This is a genomic window from Streptomyces sp. NPDC020996 (assembly GCF_040641355.1).
In the GTDB taxonomy this organism is placed as follows: Bacteria; Actinomycetota; Actinomycetes; order Streptomycetales; family Streptomycetaceae; genus Streptomyces.
In genome coordinates this window covers 1-4,994 of the sequence record NZ_JBFADM010000132.1, presented here as the reverse complement: position 1 = coordinate 4,994, position 4,994 = coordinate 1, and the positions used below count along the sequence as shown (strand labels likewise).

1 protein-coding gene is annotated in these 4,994 nt (G+C 73.4%); it reads right to left on the bottom strand.

The features are described from left to right. On the bottom strand, positions 1–4,940 hold a 4,940-nt coding region (locus AB0G63_RS38850), incomplete at its 3' end, for an SDR family NAD(P)-dependent oxidoreductase (RefSeq protein WP_360760549.1). Positions 4,941–4,994 lie beyond the last annotated feature (54 nt).

Here is a 4,994-nt window from a genome sequence, read left to right as displayed (position 1 = left end):
TCGAACGCCGCCGCAAACACCGGATACGCCCCGTACAACTCCCGACCCATCCCCGCCCGCTGCGCCCCCTGCCCCGAGAACAACAACGCCACCCGGCCACCGGAGACCACCGAACCGCGCACCACACCAGCCGCCGGCACACCCCCCGCCAGCGCATCCAACCCAGCACGGAACCCCTCGGAACCCGAGGCCAGCACCACCGCCCGCTGCTCCAACGCAGCCCGCGACCGCACCAAAGCAGCCCCGACATCCACCGGCGACACATCCGCCGCCCCCGCATACGCCCGCAGACCGCCCGCCTGCGCACGCAGTGCCGCCTCCGAACGCGCCGACACCACCCACGGCACCAGACCACCCGCGACCGGCGCCGCCTCCACCGCAGGAGACTCCTCCGGGACCTGCTCCACGATCACGTGCGCGTTCGTCCCGCTGATCCCGAACGACGACACACCCGCCCGCCGCGGACGCCCCACCCCCGGCCAAGGCACCGCCTCCGTCAGCAACTCCACCCCACCCGCCGACCAGTCCACATGCGGCGACGGCTCCCCCACATGCAACGTCCGCGGCAACACACCATGCCGCATCGCCATCACCATCTTGATCACACCCGCCACACCCGCCGCGGCCTGCGCGTGGCCGATGTTCGACTTCAGGGAGCCCAGCCACAGCGGCCGGTCCTCGGGCCGCTCCTGGCCGTACGTCGAGATCAGGGCATGTGCCTCGATCGGATCGCCCAGGGTGGTGCCGGTGCCGTGCGCCTCGACCGCGTCCACGTCGGCGGGGCTGAGCCGGGCGTTGGCCAGGGCCTGCCGGATCACCCGCTGCTGGGAGGGCCCGTTCGGGGCGGTCAGGCCGTTGGAGGCGCCGTCCTGGTTGACCGCCGTACCGCGGATCACGGCCAGCACCCGGTGGCCGTTGCGCCGCGCGTCCGACAGGCGTTCCAGGAGCAGTACGCCCACGCCCTCCGACCAGCCCGTGCCGTCCGCCGAGGCGGAGAAGGACTTGCAGCGGCCGTCCGCGGCCATGCCGCGCTGGCGGCTGAACTCGATGAACACACTGGGCGTCGCCATGACGGCGACTCCGCCGGCGAGGGCCATGCCGCACTCGCCGGAGCGCAGGGACTGGGCGGCCATGTGGATGGCGACGAGGGAGGAGGAGCAGGCGGTGTCGACGGTGACGGCGGGGCCCTCCAGGCCGAAGGTGTAGGCGACGCGGCCGGAGACGACGCTGCCCTGGGTACCGGTGAGCCCGTAGCCCTCGACGCGCTCGGGGTGCTCCTCGACGCGGAACGCGTAGTCGTGGTGCATGGCGCCGGCGAAGATTCCGGTGCGGCTGCCCCGCACGCTGTCGAGGTCGATCCCGGCGCGTTCGAAGACCTCCCAGGCGGCCTCCAGCAGGAGCCGCTGCTGCGGGTCCATGGCGAGCGCCTCGCGCGGTGAGATGCCGAACAGTTCGGCGTCGAAGTCGCCGGCGTCGTAGAGGAATCCGCCTTCGCGGGCGTAGCTGGTGCGGAGGCGTTCGGGATCGCTGTCGAAGAGGGTTTCGAGGTCCCAGCCGCGGTCGGTGGGGAACTCGGTGATGGCGTCGCGGCCCTCGTGCACGAGGTCCCACAGGTCCTCCGGCGAGGTGACGCCACCCGGGTAACGGCAGGCCATGCCGACGACCGCGATGGGCTCGTCGGCACCGGTGTGCGCCAGGACGGGTTCGGCCGGCGTGGCCGCGGTCTGCTCGGCGTGGTCGTCGGGGACGAGCGCGGTGAGCAGGAACCCGGCCGCCGCGGCCACCGTCGGGTGGTCGAAGACCAGGGTGGCGGGGAGCCGTACGCCGGTGGCGGCGGCGAGCTGGTTGCGCAGTTCGACGGCGGTGAGGGAGTCGAAGCCGAGTTCCTTGAACGCCTTGTCGGGGCGGATCGCGCCCGGGTCGGCGTGTCCGAGGACGGTGGCCACGGCCGCGCGCACGATGTCGAGCAGTTCGTGCTCGCGCTCGGCGGAGGCGAGGGCTGCGAGGCGCCGGGTGAGGGTGCCGGTGCCGGCGTCGGCACCGGTCTGCACGGTGCGCCGCGCCGGAACCCGGACCAGCCCCCGGAACAGGCCGGGCAGCAGTCCGGAGGCGGCACGGCCGCGCAGGGTGGCGAGATCCAGGCGGGCCGGTACGAACAGGGCGCGGCCGGGGGTGCGCAGGGCGGTGTCCATGAGGGCGAGCCCGTGGTCGTCGGCGAGGGGGAGGATGCCGGCACGGGTCATCCAGCCGAGGTCGCCGTCGCCGAGGTGGGCCAGCATGCCGCTGGACTGCTCCCACAGTCCCCAGGCGAGCGAGGTGGCGGGGAGTCCCTCGGCGGTCCTGCGGTGGGCGAGGGCGTCGAGGAAGGCGTTGGCGGCGGCGTAGTTGCCCTGTCCCGGATTGCCGAACACACCCGCGACGGAGGAGAAGAGCACGAAGGCGTCCAGGTCGGCGTCGCGGGTCAGCTCGTGCAGATGCCAGGCCGCATCCGCCTTCGGCCGCATCACCGCATCCAGCCGCTCCCCGGTCAGCGACCCCACCAGACCGTCGTCCAGCACACCCGCACAATGCACAACCCCGCACAACCGGCCCGGCAACGACCCCAACAACGCCGCCACCGCCTCCCGATCGGCCACATCACACGCCACCACCTCCACCGACTCCGCACCCAACGCACGCAGCTCCCCGACGAGTTCAGCCGCACCCGGAGCCTCCGCACCCCGCCGGCTCGTCAGCACCAGACGCTTCACACCGTGCTCACCCGCCAGATGCCGCGCCACCAGCGCACCCAGCGCCCCGGTCCCACCGGTGACCAGAACCGTCCCGTCGGTGCGCCACACGGGTTCGCCCGAGCGGGCGGCGGTGGAGCGCACCAGGTGCGGCGTGAGCAGCGTCCCGTCGCGTACGGCGACCTGGGACTCCCCCGTCGCGAGGGCAACGGCCAGGTCGTCGGCCCGGTCTTCCCACGGGTCGAGGTCGACGAGGACGAAGCGGTCCTGGTTCTCGGCCTGCGCGGAACGGATCAGGCCCCAGACCGGCGCGTGGACGAGGTCGGTGAGGTCCTCTCCCTCGCGGACGGACACGGCGCCGCGTGTGACGACGGCCAGCCGGGACAGCGCGAACCGCTCGTCGGCGAGCCAGTCTCGGACCAGAGCGAGCAGGTCGGCGGTGGCTCGACGGGCGGTCTCCGCCGACACGGTCTCGCTCGCGGCCGGCTCAAGGGCGACGACGACGGTCGACGGCACGGCGAGCCCACCGTCCAGGGCGGCCCGCAGCGCTTCGAGGTCGGCGAAGTCCGCGCCGCCGAGCCGTACTTGGTCGTCGGCGTTCGAGGCGGGCCGCGTCGGCGGGGAGGTCCACTCGACGACGTGCAGCCCGTCCCGCTGCGTGCCGCCCAGTCGGCCGGCGGCGACCGGCCGCAGGACGAGCGAGTCGGCGTGCGCCACGACCCGGCCCCGACCGTCGGCCGCGGTCAGCGACACCGTGTCCGTGCCGAGCGAGGTCATGCGGATGCGCAGGGCGGCGGCGCCGGTGGCGTGCAGGGACACTCCGCTCCACACGAACGGCAGTCGTACGCCCGGCTCCTCGCCCTTGGCCGCGCGCAGCAGTTGCTCGGCGTGCAGCGCGGCGTCGAGCAGTGCCGGGTGGAGGCCGAACGCGCCTGCCTGGGAGGCCTGTTCGGGCGCGAGGGCCACTTCGGCCCATACGGTCGTGCGCTGCCGCCAGGCGGCTCTGAGTCCCTGGAAAGCGGGCCCGTAGGCGTAGCCGACGGCCGCTGCGGAGTCGTAGAACCCGTCCAGGTCCACGGACTCGGCACCCGGCGGAGGCCACTGCGTCAGTTCCTCCTCCGTACCGGCCGCACCGAGCGCGAGGGACCCGGTGGCATGCCGCGTCCACGGTGCGTCGGCGTCATCGGCGTGGCCGGCGGGGCGGGCGTACACGCTCACGGTGCGGCGGCCGGAGCCGTCCGGGGCGGCCACGACGGTCTGCACCTGCACCGCGCCGCGCTCGGGCAGCGGCAGAGGCGTTTCGAGGGTGAGTTCCTCGAGGTGGTCGCAGCCCGCCTCGTCCCCGGCGCGCACGGCGAGTTCGAGGAAGGCGGTCCCGGGCAGCAGCACGGCGCCGTCGGCCCCGTGGTCGGCGAGCCACGGGTGGCTCTGCAGCGACAGCCGCCCGGTCAGCACGTACTGGTCCCCTTCGGCGACCCGCACCACGGCTCCGAGCAGCGGATGCCCCGCCTCGCCGAGTCCGGCGGCCGCCACGTCGGCGGCTGCGGAGTCCGGGGTGTCGAGCCAGTGACGCTGCCGCTGGAAGGGGTAGGTCGGCAGCTCGGTGGCCACGTCGGCGCCGCGGGCCTCGTTGAGGGTGGTCCAGTCGACGGGGACGCCGCGGCTCCAGGCAGTGCCGAGCGAGGCGTACAAACGCGCCAGACCGCCCTCACCACGACGCAGGGTGCCCGTCGCACACACCTCCACACCCGCGTCCTGCGCCGTCTCCTCCACCCCGTACACCAACACCGGATGAGCACTGCACTCTACGAACGTGCTGTGGCCCTCGGCCAGCAGACGCCGCACCACGGGTTCGAAGGACACCGGCTGCCGGCAGTTGTCGTACCAGTACCCCGCCGTCAGCTCCGGCCCTTCCAGCACCTCCCCCGACACCGTGGAATACAACGGCACACTCCCCGCCCGCGGCCTGACGAACGACAGCAACTCGACAATCCGCTCCCGCAGCCGGTCCACCTGCGCACAGTGCGAAGCGACCGTCGAACCGATCACCTTCGCACGGATACCCTCCGCTTCCAGCCCCGCCACCAACTCCTCCAGAGCCGGCACCTCACCCGCCACCGTCACCGACCCCGGACCATTCACCCCCGCCACCGACAACACCCCACCGAACCGCCCCAGCCGCGCCGCCACCTCCCCCACCGGCAACGACACCGACGCCACCGCCCCCCGCCCCACCAACTCCTGCGCGAACAACCGAGACCGCAA